Below are 15235 nucleotides of genomic sequence, written 5' to 3' on the forward strand. Positions count from 1 at the left end.
CGCGTTCATGCGGATACCCGCTGCGCCAGCAAAGGCAGCATCGCTTCGGCCACGCCCTTGGCCGATGTCGGGTTCTGCCCCGTCACCAGCCGCTCGCTGACCACCACGTGCCCCTGGAAGTTCGGTGCGGGAATATGCCGGGCACCGCGTTCATCCAAGACATCGGCCAGCAGGAACGGCACGGTATCGACCAGGCCGACCGCACGTTCCTCGTCGTCGGTGAAGGCCGACACGTCCTTGCCATCGACCAGATAGCGGCCGTCTGACAGCTTGACGTTCACCAGCCCGGCCGGCCCGTGACAGACCGCCGCGGCCACGCCACCGCGCTCGTAGATGCGCGCCGCGATGGCGGCCAGCTCGACATTGCCCGGGAAGTCCCACATCGTCGCGTGGCCGCCGGCGTAGAAGATCGCGGCATAGGCTTCGGGATCGACCTGCGACGGCGCCAAGGTGTTCTCGGTGGCGGCGCGCAGCGCCGGGTCGTTCCAGAACGCGGCATTGACCGGATCGTCCAGATCGAACCCGTCCACCTGCGTCTTGCCACCCTTGGGGCTGACGAAATCGACGGCGTAGCCGGCTTCGCTCAACACCATGTGCGGGTGCGTGACTTCCGAGAAGTAGAAGCCGCTGGGCGCGGCATCGGCGGCATCGGCCGGCCCCTTGCGGTCATGGCTGGTCAAGACGACAAGAATGCGCTGGGTCATCTGAAACTCCTGTCGGGGTGCGCTGCCGGGCACACCTCCGTAGAGAGCATGGCGACGGCAGCATGGGGACGAAGGGCGTCAGTTTGGGCGAATCGGTATATCCTTTGAATGACCAAAATAGACAAACACTTTCTACGGAATTGCCCAAATGGCGCTGCGCAACCTCGATGACCTGGCGGTGTTCGTGCATGTGGTGGAGCAGCAGAGCTTCTCTGCCGCCGCACGCGAACTGCACCTGGCACCGAAGACGGTCAGCAAACAGATCGCCCGGCTGGAACAGGCGCTGGGCACCACGCTGTTCGAGCGCAACACCCGCAACCTGCGCATCACCGATGAAGGCCGGGCCATCGCCGAGCGGGCGCGCGTGGCGCTGGGTGTGCTGGAAGAAGTGCAGGAACTGGCGATCGGCGCGAATCAGGAACTGCGCGGTACCATCCGCCTGACGGCACCCACACCGTTCGGCCGCAAGTTCGTGGCCCCGGCCATCCACGACTTCTGCCGTCTGCATCCCCACGTCGGTTTCGACCTGCGCCTGTCCGACCAGGTGCAGGATCTGTATGGCGGCGACCTGGACTTGGCGATCCGCATGGGCGAGCTGGCCGATTCGCGGCTGGTGGCGCGGCGCGTGGCCGGCAACCGGCGCATCCTGGCGGCGTCTCCCGACTACCTGAAAGCGCATGGACAACCCGCGCAACCGGAAGAACTGGCGCAGCACAATTGCCTGGTATTCGCCTATCCGGGCCTGCTGCAGAGCACCTGGCCGCTGCGCAAGGGCCGGCGGGAGAAGCCTGTCGCGGTCGGCGGCACGCTGTGCAGCGACAGCGGCGACGTGCTGCATGCCTGGTGCCTGGCCGGGCTGGGCGTCTCGCTGCGCGAGACCTGGGACATCTACGAGGAACTGCGCGACGGGCGGCTGCTTCGGGTGTTGCCGGAGTGGGAAGCTACACCTTCCAAAATCAGCATCGTCCGGTCGCGGCGCGAACCCTTCCCGCGGCGGCTGAGGGCGTTCAGCGATTTTTTGCTGGAACGCTGGCGGGACGCGCCGTGGGATGCGGTCTAACATGTTCAACGTCCTTGGGTGCTGCCAGGCAACACCGCCGCAACCGGCACCGGCCGCCTGTCCAGCCAACCACTCCACACCGTCAGCAACAACCCCACGCCGACCATGATCGCGCCAACCCACGGCGTCGCCCCCAAGCCCAGGCGGGAATCCGCCACCGAGCCGCCGATGAATGCGCCGAGCGCGATGCCGGCATTGGCCGCCGACACGTTGATGGTCGAGGCGATGTCCACGTTGCCGGGCCGATGGCGCTGGGCAAGCTGCACGACGTAGAGTGCCAGGCCCGGCACATTGCAGAACATCAGCGCGCCGAGCACGCCCAGCGTCAGGATCGAGCCGAGCATGGACGACGCGGTGAAGGTGAAGACCAGCAGCACCGCCGCCTGCGCGCCGAGCATCAGCGCCAGCGCCGGCACCACCTTCTGGTCGGAGACGCGCCCGCCAAGGAAATTGCCGACGATCACCGAGACACCGTAGAGGGCCAGCATCCACGCCACGCCGTTCGGGCCGAAGCCGGTGATGTCGGCCAGGATGCTGGGCAGGTAGGCGAAGGCGACGAAGGTGCCGCCCCAGGCACAGAAGTTCATGCCGAACGCAATCAGCAGGCGTCCGCTGCCCAGCACCTTGACCTGCTCGATGAGGCTGCCGGCCGGCGCGATGTCGATCTTGCGCGGCAAGGTGGCCGCCATCGCCAGCAGCGACACCAGACCGATGGCCGCGACGAACCAGTAGGCCATCGGCCAGCCCAGGCGCTGGCCGATGACGGTCGCAATCGGCACGCCGGCGGCGACCGCGATCGTCAGGCCGCCGAACACGATCGCCACCGCCGAAGCCCGTCGATCTTCCCCCACCAGACTCGCGGCGATCGCAGCACCGACACCGAAGAAGATGCCATGCGGCAAGGCGGAGACGATGCGCGCGACGATGAGGAATTCGTAGCTCGCGCTCAACGCAGCGGCCGCATTGGCGAGGACGAACAAGGCCATCACCGCCAGCATCAACGTCTTGCGCGACAGGTTGCCCGTCAGCGCCGCTTCGAGATGGAAGTGTTCATCGCGGTGGTCGCCGCCGAAGGCTTCACCGCCGCCGCCGAGCCGTTGGGCATGACGGCCTCGGCTGTCAGCAAGCTCATCCATCGGCTGGAAACGCGCCTAGGCACGAAGCTGCTGCATCGCACTACGCGCAAGCTGCAACTCACTCCCGAAGGCAGTGCCTTCCATGAACGCTGCCTGCGCATCCTCGACGACATCGACTGCGCCGAGCACGAGGCCGCACAGGTGGGATCACCGCGCGGGCGCGTGCGGATCAACAGCCATGTGGCCTTCGGCGTCCATTACCTGCTGCCGCGCCTGTCGGAATTTCTGCAACGCTACCCGGACGTACAACTGAACGTGACGCTGAGCGACGTCGTGGTCGATCTGCTGGACGACCGCAGCGACGTAGCGATCCGCACCGGGCCGCTGCCCGATTCGCGTCTGACCCAGCGCCGGCTCGGCGCCAGCGGCCTGGTGGTGGTCGCCTCGCCAGACTATCTGCGGCGCGCAGGCACTCCCCAACAGCCCGAAGACCTGCACCAGCACCGGCGCCTGGGCTTCAACTATGCCCGGCATGTGGATGCCTGGCCCTTCATCGGCGAGGATGGCGCGCACATCGCCATCGCACCGTCGGGCGACCTGCGCCTGGGCGATGGCGAAAGCATGCGCCAGATGGCGCTGGCCGGGGTCGGTGTCGCCCGGCTGGCGCGTTACCACGTCGGAGCCGATCTGGCCGCTGGCAGGCTGGTGCCCTTGCTGGAAAATCACAACGGCGGCGCCGTGGAAGACATCCATGCGGTGTTCGTCGGCCCCGGCCGCCATGTGCCGGCCAGGGTCAGGGTGCTGCTCGATTTCCTGGTCGAACGCGTCGCGCAGGATCTGGCTTGAACCATCAGCAAGAAGGTCATTCGCCCACGGTCAGAACTTGGGCGGATTCTCCGGCGGCGTGTAGGGAGTATTGCCATCGCCTAGAACCGTTTGCGCGTAGCCTCGGCCATGCGGTTGCACAGCACGTCGCCCGGCGTGGCGCAATCCGTCTTGCACCCGTTGGCGAAGTTCTTTTAGCCGTGCAGGATTGGCTGAGCAACATCCTTAAAACACGATGACGGAGCAATCATGATCGGGTACACAATGGTTGGTACGAAGGACTTGGACAGGTCCGTCCAGTTCTACGCCCCGCTGTTCGAGGAAATGGGGCTGTCGCTGTGCTGGCGAGATGAGCGGACAGCTTCATGGGGACGGCCTGACAACCCCGCATTTCCTCGGTTCATCACCGGCTACCCTTACGATCGGCGCGAAGCCAGTATGGGGAACGGCGTCATGACCGCCTTCCTGCTGGATGGTCCGCAGAAGGTCGATCGCCTCCATCGGATCGCCATGCGGCAGGGTGGAACCGATGAAGGCGCGCCGGGACCTCGGCCGCAGTATGGCGAGAGCTTCTATGGCGCCTATGTCCGCGACCCCGACGGCAACAAGATCGCATTTGTTCACTACACGGAGTGAGTCGCCGCAAGCCAAATTGCGTCGTAGCGGTAGCGCGGGATTCTGACGACCATCCTGTCCGCATGCCTCTGCCGGGCACTGTCGCAGATATCTTCAGAATTAGAGCGGTTCCTCCGGCGGCGTACAAGGCACTTTCCGTTGCCATATAACCGCTTACGCTTAGCTTCGGCTACCCGGTTGCACAGCACGTCGCCCAGCGTGGCGTGAACCGTGTTGCACTGTTGGCGTAGTTCTTTCAGGTGTGCAGGGTCGGATGCCAATTCTTCGACGGTTGGCACGTCGGCCTGCTTGGGAGTTTCGGATTGTCCGCAGGCGGTCAGCACCACGGCTAGCAAAAGCGCATTGCCTTCTAAGCGCATTGCCTTCTTCATGGCTGGGGCTCCTCGGGGGGATCAGGAATATGGCCTGACGCAGGTCTGGCGACTTCCGGTGACTCGATGGCCTGCACGCGCTCGATGAAGCGGGCCAGCGTTTCCGAAGGTTCGCTATCCAGGCGCAGCAGGTAGGTCGTGAGCATCGGCGGGCGGCCGACCAACGGCCGCGCGACGACGCCCTGTTCTCGGCTGGCCGCGATGTGCGCGGCGCCGGTCAGGCCCAGGGCGAAGCCGGCCGAAACCAGCGCCATCATCAGGTCGCAGGACGCGACCCGCTCGGCCACCAGCGGTTCCATGTCCACGCGGCGCAGCACGCGCTCGACCTGCCGCGCATGGCCTTCGCACGCCTGCGGATCGCACAGCACCAGCGGATAGCGCAGTAGTTCTTCGAGCAGGATGCGCTTGTGGGCCAGCAAGGGATGCCGTGCGGGCACGGCCACCATCAGCGGATCGTTCCAGACGGGCATTGCGACGATGCCATCGCCGACTTCATCGGCGCGGGCAAAGCCCAGGTCGTACAGGTCATCGTGTAGCCCCTTGATTTGCTGCGACAGCGGCACTTCGGTCAGCCGAATTTCGACCTCGGGTTCCTCCTGTCGGCACAGCGCCAGCAGGGCCGGCAGGCGGGACGGCGTGATGCCGTCGGAGAGCGCGATGCGCAACTGTCCGTGGAAGCCATTGGCAGCCGCCTTCACACTGTCGCGGGCTTGCTGCAAGGCGGCGAAGACGCGCGGCACATGATCGAGGAACAGCTTGCCCGCGCGGGTCAGCCGCGTGCTGCGCGTGGTACGGGCGAACAGCACCACGCCCAGTTCTTCTTCCAGTTCCTTGATCGCACGCGACAGCGGCGACTGCTCGATGTGCAGTCGCTCGGCCGCACGGGCGAAGTGCAGTTCTTCGGCGACGGCTAGGAAGCAGCGCAGATGGCGAAGCTCCATGTCTCCTCCTCAAAATCACGCTCTGTGTTTCGCCGATTCGCTGTGCTTCTGCATATTCGGAAAGACTGTCGAGTTCCACGCTCGCAGCAACTCCGTGCTACTTCGAAGCCGTTGCGCGACTTCCCCTTTCTCCGAGAAGTGCCAGGCCGAGTGCCGCAACGCCGATGGCAGCACCGACCCATCCAACCGCCGGCAGCCCATGGCCGCGACTGATCGGCAGCCCGGCCAGCAGCGGAGCGACCGTCAGGCCCGCTTGGAAAGCAGAAGAGTTCATCGCGCCGGCCAGCATCGGCGCGTCGGGCGCAAGGACGTAGACTCGGCCCCACACCGCCGGATTCAGCAAGAAACCCGCCACACCCAGCAGGAACACCAGCGATACGGTCGCTACGGCATCCGGGGCCAGCATCGCGATCGAGGCGGATACGAGGATCAAGCCAACGATGCCCGTCAACAGCGTGGTGAAAGGACGGCGATCCGCCGTGCGCCCCCCGATGGTTAATCCGATGAAGGCGCCAACGCCGAACAGGGTCAACACAGCCGGCAGCCAACGCGCGGGCAATTTGCTCACATCAAGCAGCAGTGCCCCCAGATATCCGAACGTTCCCATATAGGCGGCTGTGGTGGCCGCCGTCGTGGCAAGGGCCAGCCAGAGAACGGGACGCCGCATCGCGAGCAGTTCGGTCTTCAGATCTTGCTCCTGTGCATCGCCGGGTGCCTTCCTCGGCAGGACCAGAAAGCCGGCGACCGCTGCCACGGCCGTGACGGCCGCCACCGCCCAGAACCCGCCGCGCCAGCCGGTGGCCTCACTGATGAACGTCCCCGCAGGTCCTCCCAGAACCATGGCGACGGTCAGGCCGCTGACCACGATGGACAGCGCCCTGGCATGCCGATCCGGCGGCGCGAGTTGCACGGCAGTGGATGCCGCGACGGCCCAGAAGCAGGCATAGGTCAGCCCCATCGCGAAGCGGGCGAAGAGAATGGGCCAGTAGCCCGAGGCCAGCAGGCTCACCACCGTCACGGCGATGAAGGCAATCTGGCTGGCAACCAGCGTGGCGCGCTTAGGCCATCGCAGCGCCAGGATGGCAAACGGCGGCGCACCGATCAGCGCACCAACGGCAAATGCGGAGATCAAGGTGCCCGCCATGGGCAGGCTGATTTGCAGGTCGCCCGCGATCATCGGGAGGATGCCTCCCATCAGAAACTCGGCGCTGCCCATTGCGAACAGGCTCAGGGCAAGCAGATAGACGGCCGGCGGTATAGACGTTGTGTGCTTTCTGGTGGTCATGGTGCGTGTGCTTCCTCGTTTCGTTCTTGGGGGACTGGATCGATCTCTCAGGTCCAGATCCGCTTCAGCACGGCCGCTGACAGATAGAGCCCGGACCCGAAGACTGCGTGCGTTGCCAGGCTGCGCAGCCCGTTCTTGAATGGCGCAGGTGTGCGCGACCCGGCGATCCCGGCACCCATGGCGGGCTGCATCACGAACAGGGGGAACACGATCGTTGCCACGCCCACGACCAAAGCCGCTTCCCAGGTCGGATCGCTCAGCCAGCCGGTTCCGCAAAGGAGCACCAGCAGCACGGCGAATGCGATGCCAACGCCGTAGTGAATAGCCCATCCCAGCGGAAGCTCACCGCGGATGGGCGCCGCCTTGCCGATGCTCGCGTGCGCCAGTTGCCCTTGTAGCAAATGGCCGGCCCAGCGGCCGACGAGCGCGTAGTTCAACGTGGCGGCACCCAGCGCCTTCAGCAGCGCGGTCCACAGGTCCATCACCAGGGTCGCACCGACGCCGATCAGCACCACCCTTGCCATCTCCTCCGCCGTCGCCATGTCTGCTCCTTACCGTTGCCGTAAAACTGATCTGGTGGCAGGATAGAAGTTGAAGTCAACTTCAAGTCAAGAGGGTTCATGGACATTTCTGAAGTCGCTCGGCGCACAGGTGTGCCGGCCTCCACGCTGCGGTTCTACGAGAAGAAGGGGTTGATCTCGGCGACCCGAAGCGCGGGGGAGCGGCGGCATTTCGCGTCGGACGTGCTTGACCAGTTGGGACTGATCGCTTTGGGGCAGGCTGGCGGCCTTTCGCTGGACGAGATTGGTGCCATGCTGTCGCCCGCTGGTGCCCCCCAGGTCGACAGGAACCTGCTGATGGCCAAGGCCGATGAGATCGACGCCACGATCAAACGCCTGCGGGCCATGAGCGAAGGGCTGCGCCATGCTGCGGAATGCCCCGCGCCCAGCCATGCGCAATGCCCCACGTTCCAGCGCCTGGTCAAGGTGGCCGCGGCGGCCCGATTGAAGCAGGGCCGGGTGACAACTCCCGGTGCAGGCAAGAAAGCAGACGGTGCGCGGCGCTGACGCGGCCAACTCCTGCTAGTGTGCCGTCCCGCTCATATCCAGCATAAATATTGCGTGCCCTGCGGTATCTTTCCAAGAGGAGATATCGCGATGGCAAGAGGGCGACCGAAGGCGGCATTGGTACTCAGCGAAGATGAGCGAGCGCAACTTGCGTCGTTTACACGAAGCCGCTCGCTGCCTTCGGCGCTGAGCAGCAGAGCCAAGATCGTCCTGGCCAGCGCGGATGGCGAGACCAATAGCGCCATCGCTTCGCGCCTGCAACTGAACCCTGGCACCGTTCGCAGATGGCGCACGCAATTCATCGAGCGCCGCATCGATGGGCTGTACAGCGAGGTGCGTATCGGCAAACCCCGCTCGATCGACGACGAGCGACTTGCCGGGTTGATCAACACCACGTTGCATACCAAGCCAGTCGATGGCTCCACGCATTGGAGCGTGCGTGCGGTGGCCGAAGAGACGGGCATCTCCAAGACCAGCGTGCACCGCTACTTCAAGATGTTTGGTCTGCAGCCGCATCGCAGCGAACATTTCAAACTGTCCACTGACGCGTTCTTCATCGAGAAGCTGCGCGACGTGGTCGGGCTGTACCTGAGCCCGCCAGATAACGCGCTGGTGCTGTGCGTGGATGAGAAGAGCCAGTGTCAGGCGCTGGAGCGGACCCAGCCGATGCTGCCTTTGGGGCTGGGATACGTCGAGGGCGTCCCACGATTACGTGCGACATGGCACCACGACGCTGTTTGCAGCCCTCAATGTGCTCAACGGTGCGGTGCTCGCCGAGTGCAAGCCGCGTCATCGCCATCAAGAGTTCCTGGCGTTCCTGCGAACGATCGACAAATCGGTGCCTGGCGAGTTGGACATCCATTGCATCGTGGACAACTACGCCACGCATTCGCATCCCAAGGTGCGTGCTTGGCTGGCCGCCAGGCCACGTTGGAACATGCACTTCATCCCGACCTACAGCTCGTGGCTCAATCAGGTAGAGCGCTTCTTCGGCTTGATCACCGACAAGGCGATTCGTCGAGGCTCGTTCTCCTCAGTCAAGGATCTGATCAACAAGATCGATCACTTCGTGACCACCTACAACCAGACATGCAAGCCCTTCGCATGGACTGCCACAGCTGACTCGATTCTTGAGAAACTGCATCGACTTTGCTCACGTATCAGCGGGACAGCACACTAGGTGATGATCGCGGGCCCGCGCGAGCGCCCGATTTCCCATGACACGCCACCACCGCGCACCATCGCCGCGAGCTGCTGCCCCAGCCGCTGCTCGATCACTGGTCGCCACGGCACCAGGCTGAATCCCATGCCGTCATCGAGCATCGCGTAGCGACCGCTGGCGAGCATGACCGAGCGCCGGTAGATGCCGGCCACGCGCTGACCGTCGGCGACGGACCGATGCTCCAGGCCGGTGTCGGCGGCAATGTCCTTCGCAGCCTTTGACAGCTCCCGGTTGCGCAGTGTGCCTAACAGGTTGCGCGCCAGGATCACGCGCTGCCCGCGCCGCTGGGCCAGTCCCTGTTCTTCGAGGAAGTCGGCACGCTGCTGCATCGCCTGCTTGGCTTCGCCGCCAAAGCCCAGGTCACCCAGCCCCTTGCCGCCGCCGATCAACTGCTGATCCAGCCAGGTCGCGCCGATCACGCGGGCCTGCCGATCGATCGACAGGTGCGATTTCAGTTCTACCGCCACACCGCCCAAGCGCTGGGCGTCGTATTGGCGGCCACGTTCGGCTAGATCGTCCGGCACCTTCCATAGCCCGTCGGCCACACGCTCCACGATGCCGGCCCGGCGCAGGGCTTCGAGCCGGCGGACGTGGGCCGCGACGACCTCCTGCGGGTCGCAGCCGGGCTTGGCTCGGCGTTGCTCGATCGCCAGGTGATGATCGGTGCGGTACAGGCCATCGCTCGCCAGTGCGGCGATGTTCTTGTCGGCCGCCCGCACCTCGGCGGAGCCACGTACCTCCACCACGGCTCCGGTGGGATAGTTCGCCAGCTCGTCACGGGTGTTCAACGCGACGTAGTGGGCCTTGCCGTCCACCCCGTCGATCACCAGATAGCCGCGGTCGTGCAGCTCGTCGGCCAGCCCCTTGGCCGCCACGCGACCGATGATGGTTCGGCCTTCATCGCCCGGCTCGAACACCGCCAGCTCGCGTGGCTGGCCGCTCATGGCGCGCTGCATGGTGCGGATGATGTCGCCACGTTCGCCCAGGGCGCGCAAGGTCTTCTCCGCATCCGTATGGACGGCCCAGGTGCCGGGCTGTGTCTCGTCGGCCAAACCCAGGCGCTGCAAGCGTTGCAGGCGGCCAATCAGCAGCAGGCGCTGGCGTTGCAGACGGGGTTCGTTGAGGCGTTCGATCTGCACGCGGCCATCCTCGCCGGCCTCGCGCTGCAACGTGCGGTCGAGGCTCGTCCACCGCTCTTGCTCCACCTCGCGCTGCAAGGTTTGCTGGATCTCCAGTTCGGTGCGCGGCCCCAGCCACTCCGTCGCCAGCTCGGCGGCCCGATGGCGGAAGCCGTGGGCGATGTAGTCGCCGGCGATGATGAGGTCTTTGCCGGTGTCGTCGCGCCCGCGCACGATCAGGTGCGTGTGCGGGTTGTCGGTGTTCCAGTGATCGACCGCCACCCAATCCAGCCGCGTCCCCAGGTCGGCTTCCATCCGGTTCACCAGATGCCGGGTATAGGTGCGCAGGTCGTCCAGCTCGGCGCCGTCCTCCGGGGAGACGATGAAGCGGAAATGATGCCGGTCGTCGGCGGCCCGCTCCTTGAAGGCATCGAGGTCGGCGTCGTCGGTCTGCGGCCCGTAGGCCCGCCCAGGTTCGCCATCGCGGCCGGCGCCGTCGCGCTCGATGTAGCGCAGGTGCTTGGCGAGCGACTGCGGGCTGGCGTTGCGTTGATTGACCAGCAAGGTCTTGATCGTCACGCGCCGCGACATGGGCGTCAGCTTCGCGCCCGCGAAACGCGCCGCAGTATGGCCGCGCCCCAGACGCGAGCCGGGCCGCTGGCCCTGGCCACCGCCAGCGCCGGAATGGCGCACCGAGGACTTGCCGCCGCTGGCCTTGCCCGCCTGCTTGAGCACCTTGGAAACGAAGCTCTGGACCTGGCCTTTGCCCCGGCTCTTCGGGGCACTGGGACGCACGCGGAAATCGTCGTCGCGGCGGTCGGTCACGTCTGCGCTCTCTGCAAGCTCTGGCGTGTCCGGTCGTGCGAAGCACGCGGACCTGCCTGCATTGGCGCGGGCCTCGCGCCCCAAGCGGCACGGCGGCGAAGCCGCTCCGTGCCGTGCCACCCCCATGTGCAGACAGGCTTTCGACGCGGCCCAGTGCCGCGTCCTTTTGTCTTGCCTTCCTAATCGGCGTCAAGGGTTCCGTGCGGGGTTGCATGGCGGATCTCTTGGGTGACGACCATCTGCACATCGGTTCCGTCTCTGTCGGCATGCTCGCGCACGGAGACGGAACATCACATCAGTCCACACCACGAGGGCGTCGTGTCCTTGGCAAACCGAGCGGGGATGCGCCGTGCATTCCTCCGCGCTCACCGACGGGCGAATGGGGCCGCGGCCGTAGAAGACCACGGCAGGCGAATCGTCGGGGCGCATTACGCGATCGGTCTGACGGCGCCACATCACAGGCATTCGAGCGTGGTCGGCGTACGCCGCCACAGGCAAGACATCGTGCGTGCCGTCGGTCCAGGTCTGCATCATCGCTACGGTGTTCACAAGGAACGCGTTGACCTCATCAAGGTGTTCAGTGGCTGGGCTTAAGTCCAGCCAGGCTCACGCCAAGGCGGCGCCCAGCAACCGCCTTGCCTTGTCGTGGTGGTGCCGGGCACGCGCCTCATCGCTAAGCGTCGCGTCGCCGATATAGACCGTGCCGTCCCGCCACATGGCGTGCATGAGGACGGCCAGCTTGCGGGCCACCGCCACGGCCGCCTTGTGATGACAGCTTTTGCGCGCCAGTTGCAGGCCCCACTCGCGGATCTTGTCCTGGCCGCGATAGCGTTTGAGCATCACGGTCGCGGCTTCGTAGAGCGCACGGCGCACGTCCGGGTCGCCCGCCTTGCTGATGCGCCCCTGGATGTCGATCGAACTGCCCGACTGCCAGCGTTTGGAGGTCAACCCGAAGTACGCGCCGACGTTGCGGCTGCGCCGGAACCGGGACGGATCCTCGACGGCGGTCAGGAAACTCAACGCGGTCACCGGACCGACACCGGGGATGGCGAGAAACTGGCGACAGACGGGATGCTGGGCGACGTATCGCACCACCAGCTTGTGCAGGCGCAGGTACTCCTTCCAGAGCGCCGCGCGCGCCGTGAGCATGCTGTCCATCAGCTCGCGGGTCAGCGCGTCTTCGGCCACCGCCTCGCGCACGGCCGGCTCGAAACCGGCCCGCCCGACCTTGTGCAGGCGGATGCCAAACGCCTTGAGCGAGTGGCGAATGGTGTTCTCCAGGTCGAGGAACTTGCGCTTGAGGTTGCGCCGCTGCGTGAGCAGCAGGCGCAATCGATAGGTACTCTCCTGCTTGATGTGCGCCGTGCCGTACCAGCCGGTGCGCACGATGTGCGCAATGCCCAGCGCATCGGCCGCGTCGGTCTTGTTACGCTGCGCCGACAGCGCGGCACGCACGCGTCGTGCTTCCAGGCACACCGCCGGTAGTCCCTGGGCCAGCAGCGCCGGATGCAGCCACGGCGACAGCGCGCCGGCTTCGTGGCCGACCCGGCCCAGGCGCTTGCGGTACGGCGCCAGCGCCGTCGCGATCGCGGTGGGTTGCGTTGCGACGGTCGTTTGCATCAGCACGTGTCCGGCGTCGTCGATGACGCACACCGCGGTCTCCTGGATGGAGACGTCCAAACCGGCAAAGAGAGGGTGATCCATGTTCGTGCTCCTTGGTGTCAGTGGTGCGTTAAGAGGCTTTCATGGTAGTCGCGTCACGAACGCACCGCCGCGCGCTACCGCCTTGACGACGATTACAGCGGCATTCCGCCTTTGCCCCTCGCTGTCGCTCCGGGCATCGGTGGCCCGGCGGCGCTGCGCTGCTCGCAGCCAGCGCGCCGGGGAACGCGGCCACGGCCCTCGGCCGGTCGCGTTCAAGGCAAGATGCCTGCACGGTGGAAAGCGTCGCCGGATGTTGCGCGACGTGCGGCGCAGATGCGCTCCCACGACATGCGCGACGACACGGCGACGGCCAGCAGGGCGACACGCCGGATGGCACGATGAAGCGCAGCGAATCGGCGGCCATCATCGACGCGTCTCCAGCCAGACCGGATGCGCAACACCGATCACGGTGGACGCAGCAACCGGGCCGAAATACCGGCTGTCGAACGACGCCGGATTGGTCACGCTCAACAGGAACAGTTCGCCCGGTTCGAGGCGGCGACATTGCGGCCACGATGGCAGCGGACGGCCCATGCGGTCGGCACGCAGCACGGCAGCCGAAGGCACGCCGTCGATGCGAACAATACCGCCAGCGACGCACACCTCCTGCGGTGACACGGCGCCCACTCGCTTGAGCAGCGGAACGCGCGTCGGCAGGTAGCCGCGTTGCGCAGCGAGCGCGGCGGCCTCGGCCGGCAGTGGGACAAGCGCGATGCTGTCCACGGACAACGGGCTTGGCAGCGAGGCGGCCCGATGGGCGAACGGTTCAATGCCATACCAGCCGACCGCCACACTGTCGGACGGGTTATAGGTCAGACGCGGCAACGGCGACACGAACGCGGCCCAGGCCAGCGCAGCGAGGCCGGCAGCGGCGAAGCCCGTCAGCACGATGCGAGCGCGCAGGCACGAACGAGGATGCGGTGCGATGCTGGATGTGGAAATCGTCGTCATGGCAACGCCCTCCCGGCCAGCCAAGCCGCATGTCGCTCGGTGGTATATTCGGGTAGCGGCAAGCGCGCAGCGAGCCGGTTGCCGAGCGTGCGCCAGTAGGCGGGCGACACGTCGGCTGGCGCAATGCCCAGCTCCTCGATGGCGTCGAGCTGCGCAAACACAGCCCGGACGGCGGGTTCGCCTTCGGCGTGCAGCAGCAGACGCGCGCCAGGCAGCACACCGGGGATGCGCTGCGCCGCATCCAGCGACGTGCAAGCCTGCATCACCATGAGTTCCCAACGGATCGTGCCGTAATTATTGGCCTGCCACCGGATACGGCAAAACACGGCTCCCGGTAAGAACACCGCGACACGGCGCCAGTGGTCAAGCCGGACGATCCGCGACGGTTCGCCGAAGCGCAGGTAGAGGTCGATGCGCCGTTCGACGTAGGCGAGTGATACGCGGGTCAACGGTACGGTGCTGGTCCGTCTGGCGAGCATCGCGAGTGAAGGCGGATTTGTGTTGGTCGTGGCAGCCGCGGCCGCCGAAGGTTGTACGTTCATTGGGAGTTCTCCGGAAACTCGCGCCCCAGCAGTGCGCGCAGCAGTTCGGCCACCGTCACGCCACGCGTGAAGGCGGACACCTTGATGCGCGCCCGCATGGCGGGCGTGATGTCGAGGGTTAGGCGCGCGGTGTAGAGGTCGCCCTTTTGCAAAGCATCGGCGTCGCCCTGGCGAATCCACGCCTCGGCGTGCGGATTCGTCGGCGGACGAGCGCCGATGCCGATGCGTTTGCCGCGCGCAGATCGTTCAGTGGTCATGTCGGCCACCGCAGCAGTTCGTCGGTGAGTGCGGCGATCTCGCGTGCAGCAGCGCTGTCGGGCGCCGTCTCGCGGGCAAGCCGACCGGCGGCCACGCTGTCAGCAAAGACAATGCGCTGATGCACTTCTGAACGCAGCGCAGGCAGCGGCTGTTCGGCAAGTGACTGCCGCGCCTCCCGGCCGATGATGGTGGTGCTGACGCGCCGGTTGATGACGAAGGCCGCGCGCAGCGCAGGCCGAAACACCTGCGCTTCGCGGATCAACGCCACCATCTCGGCACTGGCCCACAGGTCGTAGGGACTGGGCTGCACCGGGATCAGCACACGCTCGGCCGCCAGCAGCGCGGAGCGCGCCAAGGCGGCGATACGGGGTGGTCCGTCGATGATGACGTGATCAGCCCTCCTGGCGAGTTCTGGGGCCTCCTGGTGCAGCGTTTCGCGTGCCAGGCCCACGGCGCTGAACAGCCTGGGTAGACCTTGCTGACTCCTGCGCTGCGTCCAGTCCAGCGATGAACCCTGCGGATCGGTATCCAGCAGGATGACCGATTGCCCGCGCATCGCCAGTTCGCCCGCGATGTGCGTGGCGAGCGTGGTCTTGCCCACGCCACCTTTCTGATTGAGCAAGGCAATGATCATGGCGCGGCCCTCCGAT

Annotated in this window: 15 protein-coding genes and 3 pseudogenes; 5 read left to right on the forward strand and 13 right to left on the reverse strand. The window is 66.0% G+C overall.

The features are described 5' to 3' along the window. Nucleotides 1–5: 5 nt before the first annotated feature. Nucleotides 6–704, reverse strand: a complete 699-nt coding sequence (locus tag BGK68_RS18010) for a type 1 glutamine amidotransferase domain-containing protein (protein ID WP_075258213.1) — start codon at nucleotides 702–704, stop codon at nucleotides 6–8. A 148-nt stretch (nucleotides 705–852) separates the two neighbouring features. Here BGK68_RS18010 and BGK68_RS18015 point away from each other — a divergent pair, with 148 nt between their 5' ends. Next, entirely contained in the window at nucleotides 853–1764 is a 912-nt protein-coding gene (locus BGK68_RS18015; RefSeq protein WP_083657845.1) for a LysR family transcriptional regulator, read from the forward strand. Nucleotides 1765–1769: 5 nt separating this feature from the next. On the opposite strand, the gene BGK68_RS18020 is transcribed toward BGK68_RS18015, so the two are convergent. After that, a complete protein-coding gene (locus tag BGK68_RS18020; RefSeq protein ID WP_075258215.1) occupies nucleotides 1770–2900 on the reverse strand; it encodes an MFS transporter in 1131 nt (376 codons plus the stop codon). Here BGK68_RS18020 and BGK68_RS18025 point away from each other — a divergent pair. Then, nucleotides 2805–3686, forward strand: a complete 882-nt coding sequence (locus tag BGK68_RS18025) for a LysR family transcriptional regulator (protein WP_075259882.1) — start codon at nucleotides 2805–2807, stop codon at nucleotides 3684–3686. The genes BGK68_RS18020 and BGK68_RS18025 overlap by 96 nt on opposite strands. Nucleotides 3687–3716: 30 nt before the next feature. On the opposite strand, the pseudogene BGK68_RS28385 reads toward BGK68_RS18025, so the two are convergent. After that, nucleotides 3717–3881 (reverse strand): annotated as a pseudogene (locus tag BGK68_RS28385) (entry exclusion lipoprotein TrbK); the annotation flags it as partial. 33 nt (nucleotides 3882–3914) lie between these two features. Here BGK68_RS28385 and BGK68_RS18035 point away from each other — a divergent pair. Next, nucleotides 3915–4301, forward strand: coding sequence for a VOC family protein (locus BGK68_RS18035; protein WP_075258216.1), 387 nt, complete (start codon nucleotides 3915–3917; stop codon nucleotides 4299–4301). A gap of 99 nt (nucleotides 4302–4400) precedes the next feature. On the opposite strand, the pseudogene BGK68_RS18040 reads toward BGK68_RS18035, so the two are convergent. The 4 genes and pseudogenes from BGK68_RS18040 to BGK68_RS18055 all read right to left on the reverse strand — a co-directional run bounded on the left by BGK68_RS18040 (nucleotide 4401) and on the right by BGK68_RS18055 (nucleotide 7440). Further along, nucleotides 4401–4672 (reverse strand): annotated as a pseudogene (locus BGK68_RS18040) (entry exclusion lipoprotein TrbK). Further along, entirely contained in the window at nucleotides 4669–5613 is a 945-nt protein-coding gene (locus BGK68_RS18045; protein ID WP_075258217.1) for a LysR family transcriptional regulator, read from the reverse strand. Before BGK68_RS18045 ends, BGK68_RS18040 begins: the two are co-directional and overlap by 4 nt. Nucleotides 5614–5710: 97 nt before the next feature. Continuing rightward, complete coding sequence (locus BGK68_RS18050; protein ID WP_075258218.1) at nucleotides 5711–6898, reverse strand: MFS transporter; 1188 nt, start codon at nucleotides 6896–6898, stop codon at nucleotides 5711–5713. 47 nt (nucleotides 6899–6945) lie between these two features. Continuing rightward, complete coding sequence (locus BGK68_RS18055) at nucleotides 6946–7440, reverse strand: DUF2938 domain-containing protein (protein ID WP_075258219.1); 495 nt, start codon at nucleotides 7438–7440, stop codon at nucleotides 6946–6948. A 78-nt stretch (nucleotides 7441–7518) separates the two neighbouring features. On the opposite strand from BGK68_RS18055, the gene BGK68_RS18060 reads away from it, so the two are divergent. Both BGK68_RS18060 and BGK68_RS18065 read left to right on the forward strand, forming a co-directional pair. Further along, a complete protein-coding gene (locus BGK68_RS18060; RefSeq protein WP_075258220.1) occupies nucleotides 7519–7965 on the forward strand; it encodes a helix-turn-helix domain-containing protein in 447 nt (148 codons plus the stop codon). Between the two features lie 90 nt (nucleotides 7966–8055). Continuing rightward, nucleotides 8056–9145 (forward strand): annotated as a pseudogene (locus BGK68_RS18065) (IS630 family transposase). On the opposite strand, the gene BGK68_RS18070 reads toward BGK68_RS18065, so the two are convergent. The 6 genes from BGK68_RS18070 to parA form a co-directional block, all read right to left on the reverse strand. After that, nucleotides 9142–11130, reverse strand: coding sequence for a relaxase/mobilization nuclease domain-containing protein (locus BGK68_RS18070; protein ID WP_075258221.1), 1989 nt, complete (start codon nucleotides 11128–11130; stop codon nucleotides 9142–9144). The pseudogene BGK68_RS18065 and the gene BGK68_RS18070 sit on opposite strands and share 4 nt — an antisense overlap. Nucleotides 11131–11736: 606 nt before the next feature. Next, the gene (locus BGK68_RS18080; protein ID WP_075255857.1) at nucleotides 11737–12834 is read right to left on the reverse strand and encodes an IS110 family RNA-guided transposase; all 1098 of its coding nucleotides are present in this window, start codon (nucleotides 12832–12834) and stop codon (nucleotides 11737–11739) included. A gap of 363 nt (nucleotides 12835–13197) precedes the next feature. After that, nucleotides 13198–13785 carry a S26 family signal peptidase gene (locus tag BGK68_RS18090; RefSeq protein WP_075258222.1) on the reverse strand — a complete coding sequence of 196 codons (588 nt, stop codon included), beginning with the start codon at nucleotides 13783–13785 and terminating at the stop codon, nucleotides 13198–13200. Beyond that, a complete protein-coding gene (locus tag BGK68_RS18095) occupies nucleotides 13782–14327 on the reverse strand; it encodes a DUF2840 domain-containing protein (RefSeq protein WP_075258223.1) in 546 nt (181 codons plus the stop codon). The genes BGK68_RS18090 and BGK68_RS18095 overlap by 4 nt, the downstream gene beginning before the upstream one ends. Beyond that, nucleotides 14324–14584, reverse strand: a complete 261-nt coding sequence (locus BGK68_RS18100) for a chromosome partitioning protein ParB (protein WP_143433097.1) — start codon at nucleotides 14582–14584, stop codon at nucleotides 14324–14326. Before BGK68_RS18100 ends, BGK68_RS18095 begins: the two co-directional genes overlap by 4 nt. Next, a complete protein-coding gene (parA, locus tag BGK68_RS18105) occupies nucleotides 14581–15219 on the reverse strand; it encodes a ParA family partition ATPase (protein WP_075258225.1) in 639 nt (212 codons plus the stop codon). Before parA ends, BGK68_RS18100 begins: the two co-directional genes overlap by 4 nt. Nucleotides 15220–15235: the final 16 nt, after the last annotated feature.

Origin of the sequence: Herbaspirillum camelliae (assembly GCF_001929405.1) — a bacterium.
GTDB lineage: Bacteria > Pseudomonadota > Gammaproteobacteria > Burkholderiales > Burkholderiaceae_D > Herbaspirillum > Herbaspirillum seropedicae.